At 73.8% G+C, this 18,935-nt stretch carries 19 protein-coding genes; 8 read left to right on the forward strand and 11 right to left on the reverse strand.

Annotated features, from left to right (window positions below; all coding sequences use genetic code 11):
• Nucleotides 1-6 precede the first annotated feature (6 nt).
• Nucleotides 7-1,848: a cation-translocating P-type ATPase gene (locus tag AAEM63_RS11010; RefSeq protein WP_341358320.1), complete on the forward strand. Its 1,842-nt coding sequence runs from the start codon at nucleotides 7-9 to the stop codon at nucleotides 1,846-1,848.
• Between the two features lie 26 nt (nucleotides 1,849-1,874).
• Nucleotides 1,875-2,096 carry a type II toxin-antitoxin system prevent-host-death family antitoxin gene (locus AAEM63_RS11015; RefSeq protein ID WP_341358321.1) on the forward strand — a complete coding sequence of 74 codons (222 nt, stop codon included), beginning with the start codon at nucleotides 1,875-1,877 and terminating at the stop codon, nucleotides 2,094-2,096.
• A gap of 63 nt (nucleotides 2,097-2,159) precedes the next feature.
• Here AAEM63_RS11015 and AAEM63_RS11020 read toward each other — a convergent pair whose 3' ends face one another.
• Complete coding sequence (locus tag AAEM63_RS11020; RefSeq protein WP_341358322.1) at nucleotides 2,160-2,462, reverse strand: DUF1905 domain-containing protein; 303 nt, start codon at nucleotides 2,460-2,462, stop codon at nucleotides 2,160-2,162.
• Nucleotides 2,463-2,842: 380 nt separating this feature from the next.
• Here AAEM63_RS11020 and AAEM63_RS11025 point away from each other — a divergent pair, with 380 nt between their 5' ends.
• From AAEM63_RS11025 to AAEM63_RS11035, 3 genes are read left to right on the forward strand one after another with little or no spacing between them, the layout of a single operon-like run.
• Nucleotides 2,843-3,220 carry a hypothetical protein gene (locus tag AAEM63_RS11025; protein WP_341358323.1) on the forward strand — a complete coding sequence of 126 codons (378 nt, stop codon included), beginning with the start codon at nucleotides 2,843-2,845 and terminating at the stop codon, nucleotides 3,218-3,220.
• A 10-nt stretch (nucleotides 3,221-3,230) separates the two neighbouring features.
• On the forward strand, nucleotides 3,231-3,737 hold the full coding sequence (locus tag AAEM63_RS11030) for a hypothetical protein (protein ID WP_341358324.1): 507 nt from the start codon (nucleotides 3,231-3,233) through the stop codon (nucleotides 3,735-3,737).
• Between the two features lie 11 nt (nucleotides 3,738-3,748).
• Complete coding sequence (locus AAEM63_RS11035; protein WP_341358325.1) at nucleotides 3,749-6,067, forward strand: M48 family metalloprotease; 2,319 nt, start codon at nucleotides 3,749-3,751, stop codon at nucleotides 6,065-6,067.
• Nucleotides 6,068-6,137: 70 nt separating this feature from the next.
• On the opposite strand, the gene AAEM63_RS11040 is transcribed toward AAEM63_RS11035, so the two are convergent.
• Nucleotides 6,138-6,572 (reverse strand): MarR family winged helix-turn-helix transcriptional regulator, encoded by a 435-nt coding sequence (locus tag AAEM63_RS11040; RefSeq protein ID WP_341358326.1) that lies wholly within the window; start codon nucleotides 6,570-6,572, stop codon nucleotides 6,138-6,140.
• Between the two features lie 82 nt (nucleotides 6,573-6,654).
• Here AAEM63_RS11040 and AAEM63_RS11045 point away from each other — a divergent pair, with 82 nt between their 5' ends.
• On the forward strand, nucleotides 6,655-7,323 hold the full coding sequence (locus AAEM63_RS11045; RefSeq protein WP_341358327.1) for a hypothetical protein: 669 nt from the start codon (nucleotides 6,655-6,657) through the stop codon (nucleotides 7,321-7,323).
• Nucleotides 7,320-7,760 (forward strand): nitroreductase/quinone reductase family protein, encoded by a 441-nt coding sequence (locus AAEM63_RS11050; RefSeq protein WP_341358328.1) that lies wholly within the window; start codon nucleotides 7,320-7,322, stop codon nucleotides 7,758-7,760. The genes AAEM63_RS11045 and AAEM63_RS11050 overlap by 4 nt, the downstream gene beginning before the upstream one ends.
• Before the next feature lie 27 nt (nucleotides 7,761-7,787).
• On the opposite strand, the gene AAEM63_RS11055 is transcribed toward AAEM63_RS11050, so the two are convergent.
• The 5 genes from AAEM63_RS11055 to AAEM63_RS11075 form a co-directional block, all read right to left on the reverse strand.
• On the reverse strand, nucleotides 7,788-8,336 hold the full coding sequence (locus AAEM63_RS11055) for a DUF1697 domain-containing protein (RefSeq protein ID WP_341358329.1): 549 nt from the start codon (nucleotides 8,334-8,336) through the stop codon (nucleotides 7,788-7,790).
• A gap of 88 nt (nucleotides 8,337-8,424) precedes the next feature.
• Nucleotides 8,425-9,786, reverse strand: coding sequence for a sugar ABC transporter substrate-binding protein (locus AAEM63_RS11060; protein ID WP_341358330.1), 1,362 nt, complete (start codon nucleotides 9,784-9,786; stop codon nucleotides 8,425-8,427).
• Between the two features lie 56 nt (nucleotides 9,787-9,842).
• Nucleotides 9,843-10,793 (reverse strand): carbohydrate ABC transporter permease, encoded by a 951-nt coding sequence (locus AAEM63_RS11065; RefSeq protein WP_211339001.1) that lies wholly within the window; start codon nucleotides 10,791-10,793, stop codon nucleotides 9,843-9,845.
• A 15-nt stretch (nucleotides 10,794-10,808) separates the two neighbouring features.
• A complete protein-coding gene (locus tag AAEM63_RS11070) occupies nucleotides 10,809-11,729 on the reverse strand; it encodes a sugar ABC transporter permease (protein ID WP_123919587.1) in 921 nt (306 codons plus the stop codon).
• Between the two features lie 152 nt (nucleotides 11,730-11,881).
• Nucleotides 11,882-14,056: an alpha-galactosidase gene (locus AAEM63_RS11075; RefSeq protein ID WP_341358331.1), complete on the reverse strand. Its 2,175-nt coding sequence runs from the start codon at nucleotides 14,054-14,056 to the stop codon at nucleotides 11,882-11,884.
• 251 nt (nucleotides 14,057-14,307) lie between these two features.
• Here AAEM63_RS11075 and AAEM63_RS11080 point away from each other — a divergent pair, with 251 nt between their 5' ends.
• Nucleotides 14,308-15,477 (forward strand): ROK family transcriptional regulator, encoded by a 1,170-nt coding sequence (locus AAEM63_RS11080; protein ID WP_341358332.1) that lies wholly within the window; start codon nucleotides 14,308-14,310, stop codon nucleotides 15,475-15,477.
• A 34-nt stretch (nucleotides 15,478-15,511) separates the two neighbouring features.
• On the opposite strand, the gene AAEM63_RS11085 is transcribed toward AAEM63_RS11080, so the two are convergent.
• The 4 genes from AAEM63_RS11085 to AAEM63_RS11100 all read right to left on the reverse strand — a co-directional run bounded on the left by AAEM63_RS11085 (nucleotide 15,512) and on the right by AAEM63_RS11100 (nucleotide 18,928).
• Nucleotides 15,512-16,075 (reverse strand): hypothetical protein, encoded by a 564-nt coding sequence (locus AAEM63_RS11085; protein ID WP_341358333.1) that lies wholly within the window; start codon nucleotides 16,073-16,075, stop codon nucleotides 15,512-15,514.
• A 94-nt stretch (nucleotides 16,076-16,169) separates the two neighbouring features.
• Nucleotides 16,170-17,669, reverse strand: a complete 1,500-nt coding sequence (locus AAEM63_RS11090) for an aromatic amino acid ammonia-lyase (protein WP_341358334.1) — start codon at nucleotides 17,667-17,669, stop codon at nucleotides 16,170-16,172.
• A 110-nt stretch (nucleotides 17,670-17,779) separates the two neighbouring features.
• Nucleotides 17,780-18,520, reverse strand: a complete 741-nt coding sequence (locus AAEM63_RS11095) for a hypothetical protein (RefSeq protein WP_341358335.1) — start codon at nucleotides 18,518-18,520, stop codon at nucleotides 17,780-17,782.
• An 18-nt stretch (nucleotides 18,521-18,538) separates the two neighbouring features.
• Nucleotides 18,539-18,928 carry a hypothetical protein gene (locus tag AAEM63_RS11100; RefSeq protein ID WP_341358336.1) on the reverse strand — a complete coding sequence of 130 codons (390 nt, stop codon included), beginning with the start codon at nucleotides 18,926-18,928 and terminating at the stop codon, nucleotides 18,539-18,541.
• Nucleotides 18,929-18,935: the final 7 nt, after the last annotated feature.

Raw genomic sequence — 18,935 nt, forward strand, 5'->3', positions numbered from 1 at the left:
CCCCCCGTGACCACTCTCTCCCGCAGCCGGTGGGCCGTGCCCGCCGGCTCCGGCGCCCTCATCCTGGCCGCCCTGCTCATCGGCCTCGTCTCGGCCCCGGCGCGTGACGCCCTCATGGTCGCCGCCGCCGCGGTCGCCGGCGCCCCGGTGCTCCGCTCGGCCGTCCGGGCGCTGGCCGCCCGGGTGGTCGGGATCGACCTGCTCGTCTCCGTCGCCGCGCTGGGCGCCGTCGTCATCGGGGAGTACTGGGAGGCCGCCGCGGTGACCTTCCTCTTCGCCGTCGGGCACGCGCTCGAGGCCGCGACGCTCGGCCGGACCCGCGCCGCGCTGGCCGAGCTCGTGGCCGTGGCGCCCGACGTCGCCGTCGTCCTGCGCGACGGCGAGCAGGTGGAGGTCCCGGCCGCTGAGGTCGCCCCGGGCGAGAGCGTCCTGGTGAAGTACGGCGCGAAGGTCCCGGTCGACGGTGAGGTCACGGCAGGCACGGGTGCCCTGGACGAGTCGGCCGTCACCGGTGAGTCCGTGCCGGTGGACAAGACCGCCGGCGACACCGTCTACGCCGGCACCGTCTCCCTCGGGGGGCTGCTGCACGTGCGGGCCACCGGGACCGGGTCGGACACCACCCTCGCCCGCATCATCCACCGTGTGGAGGAGGCGCAGGACGCCCGGGCTCGCACGCAGGCGTTCCTGGACCGCTTCGCCCGGTGGTACACCCCCGGGATCATCGTCCTGGCGGTGATGGCCGGGCTGCTCTCGCGCGACGTCGAGCTCGCCCTGACCCTGCTCGTCATCGGCTGCCCGGGCGCACTCGTCATCGCCGTCCCGGTCGCGGTCGTCGCCGGCATCGGGCGCGGTGCCCGCGACGGCATCCTCGTCAAGGGCGGGGACCACCTCGAGACCGCTGCACGCGTCGACGCCGTCGCCCTCGACAAGACGGGCACCCTCACCACCGGCCGGCCCGTCCTCACCGACGTCGTCGTCCTGGACCACCGGCTCACCCGCGCCGAGGTCCTGACCTGGGCCGCCCGGGCGGAGGCCGGCTCCGAGCACCCGCTCGCCCGGCCGGTCCTCGACGCCGCCCGGCAGTCCGGCGTCGCCGTCGGGGTCCCCGGTCCGACCGAGCCCGTGGCCGGGCGCGGCGTGGTCGCGGTGGTCGAGGGCACCCGGGTGGTCATCGGGTCCCCGGCCCTCCTGGCCGCCCAGGGCATCGCCGACGACGGCGCCACAGCGGCCGCCGCCGACCTCGCGCGCCGGGGCCGGACACCCCTCGCCCTGGCCGTCGACGGTCGGGTGGTGGGCGCGCTGGGCGTCGCGGACACGGTGCGCGCGGAGGCCGCCCCCATGGTCGCCGCCCTGCACGCCGCGGGGGTGCGGCGCGTCGTCATGCTCACCGGCGACACCGCCGCCGTCGCCGCCGAGGTCGCACGGGCCACAGGTGTGGACGAGGTGCGGGCCGGGCTGCTGCCGGAGGACAAGCTCACGGCGGTGCGCGAGCTCCAGCGTGCCGGGTACGTGGTGGCGATGGTGGGCGACGGCGTCAACGACGCCCCCGCCCTCGCGACGGCGGACGTGGGCGTGGCGATGGGCGCGGCCGGGACCGCCGTCGCCGTGGAGACCGCCGACATCGCCCTCATGGGCGACCGGCTCTCCCGCCTGCCCGAGGCGCTCGCCCTCGCCCGCCGGACCGTGCGCACCCTCCGGCAGAACATCGCCGTCGCCCTGGTCACCGTGGCGCTGCTCCTGGTCGGGGTGCTGCTCGGTGGCGTGACGATGTCGGTGGGCATGCTCGTCCACGAGGCATCGGTGCTGGTCGTGATCCTCAACGCGATGCGGCTGCTGCGCCGGGCGTGAGCGCCAGCTCGCCGTATCGTCGATCGATGGAGACGGTGAACGTCCAGGAGGCCAAGACACGACTGTCCGAGCTGTTGACGCGTGTCGAGCGCGGCGAGGAGGTCTTCACCGCCCGGGCGGGAGTGCCGGTGGCTCGACCGGAGGCCGTGCGGAAGGCGCCGCCGAGAACCTTCGGAACGATGTCGTTCCACGTCCCGCGGACCTTCGACGAGTACCTCCCCGAGAGTGAGCTCGAGGCCTGGCAGTGAGGTACCTGCTCGACACCACATCGTCCTGCTGGTGAGGACGGACGGACGGACCGACCGGCGGGTTCACTCGCCCAGGACCACCAGCCCGACCCGAACCGCGTCTCCGGTCGCGAGACCCTCCGCGGCGCGGACGGCCTTCTTGACGGGCAGCACGTAGGTGCCGCGCTTGCTGTCGGGGAAGATCGACGTCCGCCACACCGTCTCCCCCACGGTGACCTCGACCCGCACCGAGCCGAACCCGCGCGCGAACGGGGCGGACACCTCGAGGATGTCGTCGGCCATCTCGGTGGGCAGCGCCACGAACGTCCAGGTGTCCGCCTGCCGGGCGTCCCACTGCCAGAGCTCGGCCTCGAACTCGTACGTCACGCCCGCATGCTTCCCGGCGGCGGCGACCACGTCAACACGCGTCCACGCCCGGGCGTATCCCCCGTTCCGGGGACAATCGTCCCTGGCGGGTGGCCCGTCCTCGCGGTGCACTGGAGGTGGAGCGCCGCCCGCGCTCCACCGCGGAGGCTGTCATGTCCGAGAAGCACGCCGCCCATAGGCTCGCAGGAGCCGTCGTCGCCCTCGTCCTGCTCGCCGGGTGCGGAGCTCCCGGACCGGCGCCGACCCCGGGACCGGCGCCACCGCCCACGACCGAGCCGGCCCCACCGCCGACGACCGAACCGGCCCCACCGCCGACGACCGAACCGGCACCAGACCCCACGACCGCCCCGGAACCCATCACCGAGCCCGCGCCGGACCCCATGACCGATGCGACCGGTACCTGGCTCGCCATGGTGGACACCCTGTGCGGCTCGGCCATCGAGGAGTACGCGGGAGCCAAGGATGCGATCGGCGAGTCCGAGCCCGTCACCCTCTCCCTCGTCGCCGCCCAGCTCGCGGGCGCCGTCGCCGAGCAGGCGTCCTCCCTGCAGCCGGACGACCCGGCCGCCGCCGACCTCGTGCTCGCCCTCACCGACTTCGCCGACGCCCTCGGCGAGGTCGCCTGGGCGATGGACTCCGGGACCTACGACGACGTCATGGCCTCCGGCGACTGGGCGATGGCCGCCGGCGACGACCTCGCCGCCTCGGCGGAGTACGTCGGGGCCTGGACGTGCGCGTTGATGTCCGACGAGATCTGAGGAGGCGGAGATGACACGAGAGATCATCGACCTCGGAGCCCCGGTCCTCCCTCCGGAGCTGGAGGCGGAGGTCGTCGGCGCCCTCACCGACGCCGTGCTCGCCCAGAGCGTCCCCGAGGAGCTGGAGGTGTTCCGCGCGCGACGCACCGAGCTCGTCGCGGGCCGGGGCACCGTGCCCCCGCCGGAGCGGGACACCGCCCTCGGCTCCGGCGCGGAGGTCGTCGTCCTGCTCGCGCCCTACGTCGTCGCGGCGGCAACGGCCGCCGTGCGGTTCCTCGGCAAGCTCCTCGCGGGTGCCACCGAGGAGGAGGTGCAACCGATGCTGCGCTCCTGGGTCAGACGCCTCCTGCACCGGGACCCTGCCGACGAGACGGTGGCACCTGTCCCCGCCGCGACCCTGCGCCGCGTTCACGAGACCGCCTCGACCGTCTGCCGGCAGATGGGGCTGGAGGACGACGACGCGCTCCTCATCGCCGATGCCCTCGTGGGCCGGCTCTCCCTGGCCGCAAGCACGTGACCGCGGCGTGCGTGGCCACGCCCGGACGGTGGGCACCCGACGTCGGCTCGCACCACCCGGCCACCGCGACGCTGACCGCGTTCGCCCTTCTCACCGCCACGATCCTCCTCGCCGGGGTGTTCGTCGGGCAGTGGCTCGCCATGGGTGAGCCGGCCGGGACGTCCCTGCACTGGATGGTCGCGGTACCCCTCGTCATCCTCGTCGCCACCGCGGGCCTGGTCGCGGCCCAGCCCGGACGGCGGGTGCGCTCGGACGACCTCGTCCCCGTGCCGCCACAGAGCCCGGGGGCGCGCCGGCACGCCGACGTCGCCGCGCAGGCCGGGCTCGTCCCGGCACCGGAGCTCGTGTGGAACCCGCAGGACCCCCGCACCGGCGCCCTCGCGCTCGGGCGGCCGGGTCGTTACCTCGTCCGGGTCACCCCCGCCCTCCTGGGTACGGCCCGACGCCGGCCGGCCACGTACGACGCCGTCGTGCGGCACGAGCTCGCCCACGTCCGCCACCACGACGTCGCCCTGGCGTACCTCGCGCTGTACTCCTGGTACGCGACGCTGCCGGTCCTGGCTGTCCCCGTCGTCCTCCGGCTCGCGGGCGGCGACCGGTCCCTCCTGCCGAGCTACCTCGTCCGCGCAGTCGCCCTGGCGAGCGCGGTGTACCTCGCCAGGGCGTTCCTGCTGCGCCGGCGTGAGCACGAGGCCGACCTCCGCGCGGCGATGTGGTCCGGCGACCCGCACGGGGTGGCTGCGGTCTTCGGCCGGGTGCCCGGCCCGCCCGGGCACCGTCTCCTCCGCAAGCGCCGTCTCCTCGCGCTGCACCCCACCGGGCCCGAGCGAGTCGCCTACGTCCTGGACCCGGGCCGGCGAGCGCGGCTGAGCCCGGCGACCCTGCTCGTCGCCGGGTTCGCCGCCGGCGCCGCGCTCCCCCTGCTCCAGGCGCTGGCCGCCGAGGCGTTCGCCTGGGACGCTCTCACTGCCGCCCGGGCCGCGCGAGCCGTGTCCTTCGGGGGCCTCGGCGCCGTCGTCGGCGCGGAGGTCTGGCGCACCGGCTCCGTGGGCCGGCCGGTCAACGGTCCGGGCCGGACCGCCGCCACGGGTGCGGCGCTCGCCGCCGGGGTGGCGGTCGGCGCCCTCCTCTCGCTCGGCGGGACCGGCCTCGTCCAGGGCTCCGCCGTCGACGCCGTCGCAGCGGGCCTGACGGGCCTGCTCCTGGGCGCCGTCCTCGTCGTGGGCCGAGAGCTCGCCGCCGGGCCTCCGCGCGCGGTGGCCCTGGGAGCTGCGGTGGCGTGCGCTCTCGCCGCCGACGCGGTGACCGGCGTGGCCGAGCTCGTCGCCGGGGGCCTGTCCGTCTTCGTCCTCGCGTTCCTGCCGTTCGTGGCCGCGCAGAGTCCGGCGGCGTGGCTGCTCGGCCTCGCGGTGGTCGCCGTCGCGACGGGCGCTCTGGTCCGGGACCGCCGAACCGACCACCACCGGCGGCTCGCGACGGCGGCGGTGGCCGGTCTGGTGGGCGCGGCTGCCGCGGTGGTGGCCGGCGCGGTCGCCGACGAGCTTGGACTCGGGGGTCTGATCTGGGCACCTGTCGGGGCGGCCCTGGCGGTGCTGGTCGTCGTCGGGGTGCGGGGCCTCGCCGACGGCGTCCTCGCCGGCGCCGTCACCGTCGTCCTCGCCGCGCCGGCCGGCGTCGTGGTCGCCGCGGTCCGGGCCGGGGGCCCGCTCGGCACCGACGGGGTCTGGGCGGTCCTGGAGCCGGCCGCCGCGACCGTGACACTTGCCGGTCTGCCGCTGCTCGCCGGGGTCGGCGTCCTCCGCCGCCCCGGCGCCCCACGGGAGGCCGGACGACTGGTCCTCGTGACCACCGTCGTCGCCCTCGTCTCGGCGGTGACGACGGCGGTTCTCGCCCCCGCCGACAGCCCCGCCCCATCCGACGCCGGTGCCCTGGGGGCGTACCTGAGCGAGGAGCTTCCCCTGCTCGTCGTGCTGCGGGACACCGCCGCGGTGGCGTACGAGGAGGCCCTGTACTTCCCGCGCGGGGGTGACGTCGCGGCGGACCTCCGCGGGCGCGTCGTGGGGTTGTACGACGACGCCATCGACGCCGCCGACGACGTCGAGGCCGGCTTCCCCCTCGGTGGCGCCCCGGAGCTGCGGCAGCTCCACGAGGCCTACCGCGACGTCGTGGTGGCCGAACGTGCGCTCACCCTGGCGGCCGCCCAGGCCCAGGTGGACCCTGCGGCGACGGCGCAGGCCCAGACCGCCGCGACAGCAGCGGCCGCGGCGATGGCACGGTGGACCGAGCTTCATGAAGCAGCTCTGGGGACGCTCGGCGAGGCCGGCCGGTGACCTGCCCGCTCGACGGTCCGCGCCGTCCGAATCGATGTCGTGCTGCGGTCGTACACGGGGCTGTGGTGACCTAAGCCTGGTCCCCCACCTCGGTGAGCAGCCGCCCGAGCAGACGGCGGAGCTCGGCGTGCCCCTCGGCGCCGAGCACCTGGGTGATCGTCTGCTCGATCCCGCTCACGGTCGCCCGGCCGGCGTCGACCGTCCGCTCCCCGAGAGGGGTGAGGCGGATGAGCTTCGCCCGCCGGTCCGTCGGGTCCGGCTCGCGGCGCAGGTACCCGAGCTCCTCGAGCTCGTCCACGAGCTCGAGCATCGACTGCGGCGTCATGTTCGCCCCGCGGGCGAGATCGCTCAAGCGCGCGCCCTCGCGCCCGATCTGGGCGAACACGGCCGAGTGTCGCGGCTTCTGCGGGTACCCCGCTCCCACGACGCCCTCGACGATGCGAAAGCCCAGGAGGCTGTAGGCCTGCCCGAGCATCGCGATGGTGTTGGGCTCTTGCGCCGGCACCCTACTCCGTCCTAAGGTTTGCCTTACTTTCAGGCTGACCTTACTACATGGGCGATCTCGCCCGTGAGCTTTGGAGACCGCGATGTCGGACCAGCTCGCTCAGGTCGCACCCACGCCGCTCGCCGTCGCGCCTGGCCCGTCGCTCGCCGCCCACATCGCCGTGGGCGGGGTGTCCGGCCTCGCCTGGGGAGCGGGGCTGCGCGGCTACATGGCCGAGATGGTCGGGGCCGAGTCCGTCGTGAGCTGGGGCGGAACCGTGCTCGCCGTCCTCCTCCCCGCCGGGGTCACCGGGGCACTGCTCGGCTGGGCCGAGTACCTGCGACGGACGGGCGGCCGACCGCACTGGCGGCTGCTCGCGCTCGCCCCGCTCGCCCTGGCGGTCGCACCGCTCCTCATGCCGGGCGCGGTCGTCGCTCTCGTGACGCAGGGGCTCGGTGGCGGCGCGATCGCCTTCGCAGCCATCGGCATCGGTGGGGGCTTCGCACTGTCCGGGCGCGGCCGGGTCCGCCGGCGCGCCCTGTGCGGTGTCGTCGCGGGCATCCTCGTCACGGGCATCGCGGCCACCCCCGCCGGCATCGGCGGACCCGACCTGGCGCTGAGCACCCCGCGCGGCGTCTGGGTCGCGCTGCTCGGCCTCACGTCCGGTCTCACCCTCGCCATCGCCTCCTCGATCCCACAGCGACCCGCCGTCCGCACGGGGCCCAGACCCACAACAGATGCAGGCTGGTCGGCTCGAGGAGGCGTGGCGTGAACGCGGCGCTGAGGTCTCTCCTGCGCACCGCCAACACCCTCGCCGTCGCCCTCTACCGGCGTTCGGGCGGACGCGTCGGCGGATCCGCCAAGGGGGTGCCGGTGCTCCTGCTCACCGTCCCGGGACGCCGGACGCGGACTCCGCACACCGTGCAGGTCGCGTACTTCGAGCACGACGGCCGGTTCCTGGTCACCGGCACCAACGGCGGCTCGTCGCACGAGCCGCAGTGGTTCCGCAACATCCGGGCGACGCCGACCGGTCGCGTCGAGATCGGTCGCCGGGCGCTCGACGTGGACGTCCGGGTGGCCGCGCCGGACGAGCGCCTCGAGCTCTGGGCGGACGTCGTCGTCGCGCAGGCGCCGCCCTTCGCCCACTACGAGGAGAAGAGCGGCCGCGCCATCCCGGTGGCCGTCCTGACGCCCGCGTCCCCGGCCTGACGTCGTCCTGTCGGGCGCACCTCGCCGTCAGCTCTCCATCTTCGTCACGATCCGCTGGACGGTGAGCCAGGTGCGGGTGGTGATGTCCTTGCCGTAGGTCTTCTCCAGCCAGGCCATGAAGTCCGGGGTCCGGCCCGGGTCGCTGTTGTCGATGACCGCGAGGAAGACCCGGGCCGCGTCGTCGAAGCCCACGACCCGGGCGCGCGGGTCCGACCGCTCGGGCAGACGGTCCGGGGGCTGGGCGCCGTCCTTGAGGAACGTCGCCGTCAGGTAGGTGCCTCGCCCGTGCGTGAGCCCCGGGAACGGGTCGCTGTCCAGCAGGGCGCGGAGCTCGGCGTGCTCACGGACGATGGTGCCGCCGGGGATGCCGAGCTCACGGTGGAGCGCGCGCTGGATCCGCCGCTCGAGCGTGGGGACGTCGCTCCTCCTGCCGCTGAAGACGATGTTGCCGCTGGCCAGGACCGAAGCGACCGAGTCGAACCCGAGCCCCTCGAAGACACCCCGCAGCTTGTCGTTGGTCATGTTCGGGTTGCTCGGGGCGATCCCCCGCAGCAGGGCCGCGTACCTGGTGCTCACGTTCCTACTCAACCACCGAGCGGCCCGCCTCCGGGGAGGAGACGGGCCGCTCGTCGGCGACGGCGCGCGCCGGCGCGGGACGGCGCTGCTACTCCTCGCTCCCGAACAGGGCGTTGACCCGCTCGTTCGCCCGGGCGAGGGACTCCGGCTCCGTCTGGAAGGACAGCACGGCGTCCATGGCCGGGGCCATGACCGAGGTGAGCTCGGCCCACCGGGCGCTGACCGGGCTGGTGACGGTGGTGCCCTCCCGCACGTGCACGGCGAAGGCCGCCGCGTCGGTCCCGGCCTCCTCGTAGACCTCCACGGCCCGGTCGGTGGCGGTCGTGATGGCGGGGAAGATGACCCCGCTCTCGGCCATGACGTCCTGGCAGTCGGCGGAGCCGAGGTGCTCCACCCAGCGCCAGGCCTCGTCGGGGTTGGGGCTGCCGGACCAGATGGCGTCGGAGAGCCCGTTGAACACCGAGGCCCGCTGGCCCGACGGTCCGATCGGGGTGGGCGCGACCTGGGTCTCCACACCACCGAGCTCGCGGATGGTGCGGGCGTTCCAGCTGCCCTCGATGAGCGAGGCGTACCCGCCGGCGGCGAGGGCGTCGGTGGTGCCGACGCCGGAGGTGGCCGCGGCGAGGGAGGGCATGTACCCCTTCTCCACCAGGGACCGCCACCAGGCGATGGTCTCGACGAACCTCGGGTCGTCGTAGTTGAACCTCGTTCCCCAGGGGTTCTGGTCGGCGTAGGTCCAGTCGTTGCTCAGGGCGTAGGCGGACCACTGGACCTGCCCGTAGCCGCCGCCGGCCTCGTTGTACCCCATGCCGTAGACGTCGACGTTGTCCTTGTCGAAGCCGGGCTCGTTGCCGCGGACCCCGTTCTCGTCGATGGTCATGGCGGCGAGGAACTCCTCGAACGTGCCGCCGTCGTCGGGGTTCCACTCCAGCTCCCACAGGTCCTCGGCGCTGTACCCGGCGGCCTCGGCCAGCTCGGTGTTGTAGTAGATGCCGACCGTGTCCCAGTCCTTCGGCAGCCCGTACCGGCCGGTGCCGTCGGGGCCGATCCACAGGTCCGCGAGGCCCTCCTGGTACTGGTCCAGGTCGACCCCGGCCTCGTCGATGTAGGGCTCGAGGTCGAGGATCTGGCCGAGGCTGACGAACTTGCCGAACTGGGCGGAGTGGTCGACGAAGACGTCGGGGGCGTTCTCGGCCACCATGCCGGCGGTGAGCTTGGTCCAGTAGTCGTCCCAGCCGTACTGCTCGATCTGGACGTCGATGTCGGGGTTGTCGGCCTCGAAGTCCTCGGCGCACTGGTTGTACCCGGGCATCTGGGTGGAGTCCCACATCCAGTACTGGATGACGGTGCGGCCGTCGCCGGTGGTGCGCGCGTCGGTGGCGCAGCCGGTCACGGTCAGGGCGAGGGCGGCGAGGGCGGCCGGCAGGGCCGCGCGGCGGGTGGGGCGCATGGGGTGCTCCTTGGGGCTCGGCTGGGGCTCGGCGACGGGTCGGCCGGTCGGGGCGCTCACTTGATCCCCGAGAAGCCGATGGAGTTGACGATCCGCCGGCCGAGGACGACGAAGAGGACGACGATGGGCAGCGCGGCGACCAGCGTCGCTGCCATGAGGCCGGACCAGTCGGGCGTGCCGAACGGCGTCTGGGACCGGAAGATGCCCAGCGCGACGGTGAGGACCCGCACGCTTTCCTCCTGGCCGACCAGCAGGGGCCAGAAGTACTCGTTCCAGGCCGTGATGTACGTCAGGACGGCCAGGGTGGTGATCGGCGCGGACGCCATGGGCAGGATGACGCGGAGGAACACCCGCAGCCGGCCGGCGCCGTCGATGAGGGCCGCCTCCTCGATCTCGCGCGGGATGCCGAGGAAGAACTGGCGCAGGAAGAAGATGGCGAACGGGGTCATGAAGAAGGTCGGCAGGACCAGGCCGGCGTAGGTGTTGAGCAGCCCGAGGTCCTTCATGAGCACGAAGTTCGGGATGGCGGTGAAGATGCCCGGCACCATGAGCGCGGCGAGGAAGACGGCGAAGACGACGTTGCGGCCGGGCCAGCGCAGCCGGGCGAACGCGTACGCGGCCATCGCGGAGAAGAAGACCTGACCGAGGGTGATCGCGGTGGAGACGATCACGGAGTTGCGCAGGTACACCCAGAAGTTCAGCGCCGAGCCCGCGCCGCCCTGGGCGAGGTTCTCCTCCAGGGACGTCAGCCCGAACACGCGGCGGTAGGCGTCCAGGGTCAGCCCGGCGGGCAGGAGGTTGCCGGGGTCGGTGGCCAGCGCGCTGTTGGTGGACAGCGAGGTGCGCAGCATCCAGTAGAAGGGGAACACCGTCACGAGCAGGACGGTGATGAGGCCGATCCAGGCCAGGACCCGGCCGGCGGTGGGCCGCACGCGCTCGCGCGGCGGACGGGTTTCGGCGACGACGTCGGGCTCGGCGACCGGGACGGGCGTGGTGGTGGTGGGCATCGTCATCGGTCTCTCCTAGTTCTCGTCCGACTCGCCCGCGCGCATGAGCTTGATCTGCACGAAGGTGATGACGGCCAGCAGCAGGAACAGGGCGATCGCCAGCGCCGAGGCGTAGCCGAAGTTCAGCTGGCCGAAGGCGAGGTCGTAGATGTAGAGGTTGAGGACCCGGGTGGCGTTGACCGGGCCGCCGTTGGTGGTGACCGAGACGGTGTCGAACACCTGGAAGGAGCCGGTGACCGTGACGACGAGGACCATCGCCAGCACCGGGCGCAGCAGGGGCAGGGTGATCGAGCGGAACGTCCGCCACTCGCTCGCGCCGTCGAGCTGGGCGGCCTCGTACACCTGGGGCGAGATGACCTGCAGCCCGGCGAAGATCAGCAGGGCGGTGTAGCCCATGTGCCGCCAGACGTTGATCATCGCGATCGTGGGCAGGGCGAGGGCGCTCTCGCCGAAGAAGGCGACCGCGTCGAGCCCGACCCAGCCCAGGGCGACGTTGACGATGCCGATCTGGAAGTCGAGCATGAAGTACCAGACGAGGGCGACGATGACGTTGGCCACGAAGTAGGGCAGCAGCGCCATCCCGCGGATGAGGGTCGACCGGGTGATCCGGTGCAGCAGGACCGCCAGGGCCAGGGCCACCACGGTCTGGACGCCGATGTTCATGAGCACGTACAGCGCCGTGACGCCGAGCGCGTTCCAGAACAGCGGGTCGGCGAGCATGCGCTCGAAGTTCGCGGTGCCGACCCACTCGGGCGGGGTGAGCACCTGGTAGTTGGTGAAGCTGTAGTAGACCCCCCGGACGGCGGGCAGGAGGTAGAAGGCGACGAGGCCGATCGACGCGGGGAGGAGGAAGAGCAGCGCGGTGCGCATCTCTGTCCCTCCCCACCGGCGTGCGCGGCGGCGCCGGACCGGCGCGTGGGGGGCCGTGATGGCCATGGGAGCTCCTGTCGCTTCGCTGGGACGGGTACGAGGGTGTGGTGGGTCGACCCCCCGGCCTGGGGCCGGGTGGTTGGGGAGGGCGTTCGCGGACGACGGCGCCGGGTGCGCCGGCTCGTCAGTGCCGGTAGCTCGTCAGAGCCGGTGGCTCGTCAGAGCCGGGTGAGGTGGAGCAGGACCATCTGCTCGGGGTTGAGGGCGGGCGCCTGGACGCCCACGCGGGCGAGGGTCTCACCCGTGAGGACGGCGCCGCCGGCCATCCAGGGGGCGGGCCGCTGGCCGGTGCGGCCGGCGACGGCGTCGCCGGGGGCGAGCGGGGTGAGCCGGTAGCGGGCGGCCGGGTCCAGGCCGGGCAGGCGGACCCGGCCGGGCGGGTTGGCCACCGGGGTGCGCACCTCGACGATCGTGAAGATCGCCTCGGCGCGGTCGGCGGCGACGACGCCGTGGACCCACAGCGCGTCGTCGGGGTGGTCGGCGTGGACGACGTCGCCGGTGTGCAGCAGGTCGCGGTGCGCCTTGTGGGCGGCGACCCACGCGGTGAGCCGGGCCAGCTCCTCGGGTGTGGCGCGGGTGATGTCCCACTCGATGCCGAGGTGGGAGAAGAAGGCCGTGCCGGCGCGGAAGTCCAGGCTGTGGGCCCGGCCGGTGGTGTGCGAGACCGGGGAGGCGATGTGCGAGCCGGCCAGCTCGGGCGGCAGGAGCAGGGCGGTGCCGGCCTCGATCTGCTGGCGTTCGAGGGGGTCGATGCAGTCCGAGGTCCAGATCCGGTCGGTGCGCTCGAGGATGCCGAGGTCGGCGCGGCCGCCGCCGCCGGCACAGGACTCGATCTCCAGGTCCGGGTGGGCGGCGCGGATCTCGTCGATGAGGCGGTAGACCGCCTCGACCTGGCGGTGCACCCCGGCCTGGCCGGTGGGCCAGTGCCCGGCGTCGACGAGGTCGCGGTTGTAGTCCCACTTGACGTAGTCGATGTCGTAGGCGGCCAGGACGGCCAGGACCTGGTCGCGGACGTGGGCGTAGGCGCCGTCGTGGGCGAGGTCGAGGACCTGCTGCTGACGGGCCGGGACCGGGGTGCGCCCGCCGGTGGCGAGGATCCACTCCGGGTGCGCCCGGTAGAGGTCGGAGTCGGGGTTGACCATCTCCGGCTCGAACCACAGCCCGAACTCCATGCCGAGGCCGTGGACGTGGTCGACGATCGGGCCCAGACCCTCGGGCCAGACGTCGGCGGAGACGACCCAGTCCCCCAGGCCGGAGGTGTCGTCCCGGCGGGAGCCGAACCAGCCGTCGTCGAGGACGAACCGCTCGACACCGACCGAGGCGGCGAGGTCCGCGAGCTCCTTGAGGCGGTCGAGGTCGTGGTCGAAGTAGACGGCCTCCCACACGTTGATGAGCACCGGCCGGGCCGAGCGCGGGTGGCCCGGACGCGAGCGGAGGTAGCGGTGGAACCGTGCGGACATCTCGTCCAGGCCGATGCCGTGCGAGGCGTAGACCCAGGGGCCGGTGTAGGCCTCCCCCTCCCCCAGCCGCACCTCGCCGGCCAGCAGGAGCTCGCCGCCCGCGAGGAGGGAGTCGCCGAGGTTCGTGCGCTCGGCGTACGTGCGGGTGTTGCCCGACCAGGCCACGTGCACGGCCCGGACCTCGCCGCGGCGCCAGCCGAAGCCCTGCTCGCCGGCGGCCATGACGAGGCTGGCGTCGTGCCCGCGGCCGCGGCGGGACTCACGCAGGTGGGTGCCGAGCGTGAAGGCGTGGCGCTGCTGCGCGCGTTCGCGCAGGTGGCGGCCGGTGAGGTCGAGGATCTCCTGCGCCTCCGTGGGCACGGGCAGGGCGAGGTCGAGGGAGGTCAGGTCGAAGACCCCCGCACCGGTATTGGTCACGTCGGCGCGCTCGCGCAGCAGGCCGGAGGTGAGCAGCTCGATCTCGACCCGTAGGACCAGCCCGGCGACGTCGTCGGCGGCGGTGACGACCACGCGCTCGGCGACGACGGGGTCGCCGTCGGGGCGCTCGGTGGTGACGCCGGTGAGGGTGAAGGCGGTGGAGAAGTCGGCTCCCGACCGGTGCCCGGTCAGGCCCGGGGTGCCGAACCAGCCGCGGGAGTGCTCGGCGACCAGACCCACGGGGACGACGACGTCGGCCTGCCCGGAGACGAGCGGGGGTTCGCTGGCGCGCCGCAGCTCGGCGACGTCGTCCTCGGTGAGCTCCCCGAGGTCGGGGCCCCAGTGCAGGACGCGCGGGAGCTGCTCGCCGGCGACGTCGAGCAGCAGGCTGGTGCCGCCGGTGCGCAGGTGCACGTGGGTGGTGGTGACCGGCGTGGCCGCTGCGGTGATGGTCACTGAGGGCTCCTTCGTTGGGGCGTCGCGTTCAGTGGGTTATTTCTACTGCAGAAGTAAGTGCCCCGTCAACCCCCTCCACCCGCCCGTCGCCGCCACCGCGCGAAACGTCGCAGCCTTGCGCGAAGAACGTCGCGGTTCTCGCGAGTCCGGCCGCACAGCTGCGGGCCGTTCAGTGTGACGGGCCGCACCGCCGAGGCGGGCCTTTTGTTTTGTCGCGACAGGAAGGCGTCGGTACTCCTAGACTGCGGATCATGACGAGGACCACGTGGGCGCCGCTCGAGGGCTCGGCCCAGGCGGTGGCGCTGGAGGTGCTCGTCAACGGCCCGCTCTCCCGCACCGCGCTCGCGTCCCGGCTCGGGCTCTCCCAGGCCTCCCTCACCCGGCTCACCAAGCCCCTGCTCGAGTCGGGTCTCCTCGTCGAGGCCGAGCCGTCGGCGAGCGAGGCCCGGCTCGGCCGCCCGACCCAGCCGCTCGACGTCATCCCCGAGGCGAGCCACTTCGCGGGCGTCAAGCTCACGGAGGAGACCGCCTTCGGCGTCGTCACCACGCTGCGTGCGGGTGTGGTGGCCGAGCGCACGATGCCGCTGCCGGGGCACGACCCGGCGGGCGTCGTCGCGGCCGTGGCGGAGCTGGTGGCCGCGCTCGGCGCCGAGGCGGCCGACCGCGGCGGGCTGCAGGGCGTGGGCGTGAGCCTCGGCGGCAACACCCGGGAGGCGACCGTGGTCACCCGCGCCCCCTTCCTCGGCTGGCGCGACGTGCCGCTGGCCGAGCTCGTCGCGTCGGCGACCGGGCTGCCCACGGTGATCGAGAACGACGTCACCGCCCTGACCGAGGCGGAGCACTGGTTCGGCGCCGGGCGCGAGCACGCGACCTTCGGGCTGCTGACGATCGGGGCCGGGGTGGGGTTCGGCCTCGTGGCCGACCGGCGCCTGGTCACCAGCCCCGAGGCGGGCCTGGGGCTCGTCGGCCACCACCCGCTGGACCCCGGCGGGCCGCGCTGCCTCGTCGGGCACCGCGGGTGCGCGTCGGCGATGCTCACGGTCGGCGGGATCAGCGGCGCGGTCTCCGCGGCCGTGGGCCGGTGGGTCGGCTACGACGAGGCGCTCGACCTGGCTGCTGCCGGTGACGCCGTGGCCCGCGCCGTCGTCGACGACTCGGGGCGTGCGCTCGGCATCATGGTCGCCGCCGCCGCGAACTTCACGACGGCGCCGGCGGTCGTCATCGGCGGCGAGGGCGTCCGGCTCGCCGACGTCGCCGCGGCGGCGTTCGCGCAGGGCCTGGCGAGCGGCCGCGACCCCGACGCGAGCGAGGTCGAGGTGATCGTGCGGCCGGGCGACTTCCACCAGTGGGCCCGTGGGGCCGCCGTCGTCGCGATCCAGGCGTTCGTCTCGGGTCGCCCGGCGGCCGGCCGCCGCGGCTGAGTGAGGAGCCGCGCTGCCGGCCGCGCCGGGTGCCTCAGCCCTTCTTGCGCTCGCCCTCGCGCTGCGCCTCCGCCAGGTCCTCGTCGGACAGGATCCGCTCGTCGGGGTCGGCGGCGTCGCTCACGGCGGTGAACCGGAGCTTCTCCATGTAGGGCGTCGGCTCGCCACGCCGGTAGTCGGCGAACTCCTTGGCGTAGTAGGCACGCGCCTCCTCCACGGTCTTCGCGGCGGTGACGACGTCGTGCATGAGGTTCAGCGCGAGGTTGTTCGCCTCCTCGTCGTGGCAGCGGGCCGACACCTCGCCCTGCGTGCGGTCGACCACCACGCTGCCGTCGAAGCGCGCGAGGTCGGAGACCTTCTCCGGGGGCACGCGGTAGTCCAGCACGGACTGGACCGAGTCGTTGTGCGGCGCGGGGAAGAGGTGCTCGTCGAAGTCCTTGGACGCCACCATGCGCTTCCAGGGACCGGGCGCGTGCCAGATGAGGTACGAGTCGGTGGCCTCCTGCGGCTCGCCGTACTTGTCGACGACGAGCTGTGCTGCCTCGCGGGACTCCTCTGGCCAGTCGGAGGTGATCTCCGCGGCGGGACGCTGCGCCATGTCCACTCCTTCGCTCGGGTGAATCCACGCTCCCCCGCCAGGCCCCCGCCCGCAAGCCGGCCGGGGGCGCCGTCGGGACCCGGCCGTCAGCCCGCTACCCGCGATCGTCGATCTGTGCTTGCCGTGCCGGGGTGCCCGGGAACCTGGTCCGCAGCGTGGCGTGGACGGCCTCGGCGTAGGGCTCCGCGGCCGCGATCGCCTCGGTCACGGTCGCCAGGACGGTCGCCGTGCCCTTCCCGGTGACCGGAGCGGCCGCCGGCGCCAGCACGTCGTGCGCCATGAGAAGCTCGATCGCGAGCAGGTCCTCGAGCACGCCCAGGGCCTGGTCGGTCCGGCGCACGGCCAGCGGTGCGCCGGTGGCGTGGTCCTCGACGTCGAGGTCGAGGGGCGGGGTGCCGAGGGTCGCGGGAGCCGCGAGCTGCACGAGCTCGGGCAGCAGGGCTGCCGCGGTGTAGCGCAGCTGGAGGCCGTACACCGGCTGCTGCGGCGGCGGTCCGTCGGCCATCTGGCGGAAGAAGGCGCCCCAGAGCTGCGCCATCCGGCGTTCGCTGAGCTGGCCCACGTGCGCCAGCGCGATGCGCAGGGCGTCGAAGCTGATCGCGAGAACCATGGGGTGGAAGTTCCCGTTGCTCAGGAGGACGCCCTCGGCCGCCGAGGCGAGCGGGTTGTCCGCGGCCGCGTTGAGCTCGGTGGTGACCGCGTGACGAGCCGCCGCCACGTACTCGCGCAGCGCGCCGTGGACCTGCGGGACGACCCGGAACGAGAGCGGGTCCTGGACGGAGCGGGCCCCTCCAGGTTCGGCCAGCGCACTCCCGGCGAGAACCTCACGGAGGTGGTCCGCGGCGTCGACCTGCCCGGGGATCCCGTGGGCCCGGCCCACCGCTGGGTGGAGCACCGAGACGTTGGCCCCGGTCGCCTCCATCGACAGGGCGGCGGCGAGGTCGGCCGCCTCGGCGATCCGGGCGGCCCGGGCGACCACGAGCGCGGCGTGGCCGACCGACACCGCGTTGGCCGAGATCAGCGCGAGGCCGTCCTTGCCGCCGAGGACGAGCGGAGTGATGCCGGCCCGCCGTAGCGCCTCGCCGCCGGGCAGGATCTCGCCACCGTGCTCGGCGCGACCGACGCCGATGGCGACCTGCGCCACGCCCGCCAGCTGCCCGAGATCCCCGGCGCCCACCGAGGAGACCTCGGGCACCACGGGGTGGACCCGGGCGTTGAGCATCTCGGCGAGCACCTCGGCCACCCGGAGGCCGGCGCCGGACCCGCCGCGCGCGATGCCGTTCAGGCGCACGGCCAGGGCAGCGCGCACGACGTCGGTCGGCAGGGACGCGCCGATCCCGCCGCTGTGCGACATGACGAGGAAGAGCTGCTCGTCGCGGATCTGCTCCTCGGTGAGCCGGGTGTCCCTGCCGTGCCCGACCTGGGTGGTGAGGCCGTACACGGCCTCACGGGCCTCGAGTGCCCGGTCCACGACGGCGCGGCTCGCCGCGATCCTGGCGCGGACCGTCTCGTCGAGCTCGACGCGGGCGCCGTCGACGACGTCGAGCATCTCCTCGAGCGTCAGCGGTGACTCGGTGATCGTCACGGTGGCCATCGCTGATCCTCCGGTGGTCCAGCAGGGCGCGGCGAGAGCCGCACTCGACGGTACCGCTCCGCAGAATCGGTGAGCGAGGTGCGGTCTCCGAGCGGACCCCCAGACGATCGTCAGCCCGCGCCCCGTCCGACCTCGCGAAGCGCCATCGCGACGACGCCGTCCCAGGTCGCCTCGTCAACCAAACGGTCGAGCTCTGGCCGAGGTGCGCGATGGGTGGCGCGGCCGAGCACGTCGGCAACCAGCTCTGAGGCGGAAGCCGCCCGTGTTGGCAGCGCCCGCACGTCCAGTGCGATGTCCACCTCGTCGGCCCAGGCATAGGCTCCGGCAACGCCACGATCCACGGCCAGGGCTCGCCGCGACGGACGGCGAATCTTCTGCTCGGCCAGGGGGACGAGCTGTCGGACCGTTCGCGGACTGATGTCCTCTCCTCCGAGGACGATGAGCGGTCGCCTGAGGTAGAGGCTGAACAGCGCCTCCGAGGACGTCCCTGGGCTGGCTCCGCCGATGGCGATCGCGGCATCGCACAGACAGGCCTCGACGAGGTTGCGTCGATGCCCCCACCCGGGTGTCAGGACGACCGCCTCCGCTCCGCGCCAGTGGGGTGGAGCCGCGCGCTCCTTGTTGGCGACACCGATCCACCTCGCCGGCCGGCCCGGTGATGCGGCTCCGTTCGCAGCGAAGATGGCCGTGTCCTTGACATGTCGCGGCCTGCTGGGCTTGAGGTCTCCTCCGGTGAGCAGGACGGCCTCCGCCCGGTGCACCGCTGCACCAAGCAGCTCCGCAGCGGCGAGCTCGTCCACCGTGGCATCGTTCGTGCCGAAGATCGCTACCACCGCGAGGTTCGGACTCACGTCGGGTCCTCCTGCCCTCTACGGACGGTCGAAGAGATCGTCGGGCACGGTGGATCGGGCGGGGTCGACGAGCCAGGCGAGGGCTTTGTGGATCCTCGCCGCGACGGTGGCGTCAGAGAACCTGTACCGACGCTCGACCGGGATACCCAGCGTCTCAGCGGCGCCGTCGCTGACCCGGATCGTCAGGGTGACCCCGTCCGCGACGATCTCGCGCACTCCCCCTTCGCACGTCGCTCCCGTGTCGGTGGAAAGCGTGTACGGCTCGGAGGTGGCCGCAGAGCCGTGCGGGGTGAGCAGTCGGGAGACGATGAGATGCGTCCCGGCCCCGGACTCGTCCTCACCCAGTCCGACCACGGCGGAACCGTCCGCCCGGACGGCAGCGACCGCCCGGACCTCGATGTCCTCCATTTTGCCT

The sequence above is a fragment of the Georgenia sp. M64 genome, from assembly GCF_038049925.1.
Classification (GTDB): Bacteria; Actinomycetota; Actinomycetes; order Actinomycetales; family Actinomycetaceae; genus Georgenia.